We start from the raw sequence: 911 nt of genomic DNA, 5'->3' as shown, positions 1-911 counted from the left end.
CCAGTGGCGTTGGAGGACGAAGGGGACTGCTGCAGGGGTAGGTGACAGCCGATCTGTGGTGCCGTCTGGTGCCACGGGAGAGGATGTGCTTCATGCCCAAGCCCCACCCCAAGGAGTTCCGCGAGGACGTCGTGCGCGTGGCTCGCAACCGTGAGCCTGGTGTGACGTTGAAGTCGATCGCGGTGGATTTCGGGATCAGCGAGTCCTGCCTGACGAACTGGATGTCCGCCGCTGCGATCGAGGACGGCACCCGCCCCGGTGTCACACAGGCCGAGCATGAGCAACTGCGCGAGGCGAAGAAGCGGATCCGGTTGCTTGAGCAGGAGAACGAGGTCCTGCGCCGCGCGGCGGCGTACCTCTCCCAGGCGAACCTGCCGGGAAAATGATGTACCCGCTCGTCCGTGAGCTCGCCGCCGACGGGATCCCCGTCGTGGTGACGTGCCGGGTCCTCAAGATCGCCCGCCAGCCCTACTACCGATGGGTCAAGAACCCCGTCACCACAGCCGAGTGCGCGCAGGCGTACCGGGCGAACGCGCTGTTCGACGCCCACCGTGACGACCCCGAGTTCGGATACCGGCTCCTGGTCGACGAAGCCCGCGAGCACGGCGGACAGGTCATGTCCGACCGGACGGCGTGGGCGATCTGCTCGGACAACGGCTGGTGGAGCGTGTTCGGCAAACCCCGCAGGGGCCGTCACCGCCGGCCGGGACCGCCGGTGCATGACGATCTCGTCAACCGCCAGTTCACCACCTTGGCGACCGGCCCCAACCAGGTGTGGTTCACCGATATCACCGAGCACAAGACCGGTGAGGGCAAGCTGTACATGTGCGCGATGAAGGACGCCTGGTCCGGGCGCATCGTCGGATACTCCATCGACTCGCGCATGAAGGGGGGTGTCAGATGGTCTGTGT

Annotated in this window: 2 protein-coding genes; both read left to right on the top strand. The window is 66.3% G+C overall.

Translation table 11 applies throughout. The features are described 5' to 3' along the window. Positions 1–92: 92 nt before the first annotated feature. The gene (locus B4K29_RS13470) at positions 93–386 is read left to right on the top strand and encodes a transposase (protein WP_029212750.1); all 294 of its coding nucleotides are present in this window, start codon (positions 93–95) and stop codon (positions 384–386) included. Beyond that, a partial coding sequence (locus tag B4K29_RS13465; RefSeq protein WP_349680250.1) for a DDE-type integrase/transposase/recombinase occupies positions 383–911 on the top strand: 529 nt, incomplete at its 3' end. The genes B4K29_RS13470 and B4K29_RS13465, both read left to right, overlap by 4 nt.

It is taken from the genome of Arsenicicoccus sp. UBA6765 (assembly GCF_002453335.1).
Lineage (GTDB): Bacteria > Actinomycetota > Actinomycetes > Actinomycetales > Dermatophilaceae > Arsenicicoccus > Arsenicicoccus bolidensis.
Note: the sequence above shows the minus strand (reverse complement) of the source record. Positions and strands in the feature narration are given on the sequence as shown.

Coding starts and splice junctions, on each gene's coding strand:
- B4K29_RS13470 (WP_029212750.1), top strand. CDS start 93: ATGCCCAAGCCCCACCCCAAGGAGTTCCGCGAGGACGTCGTGCGCGTG.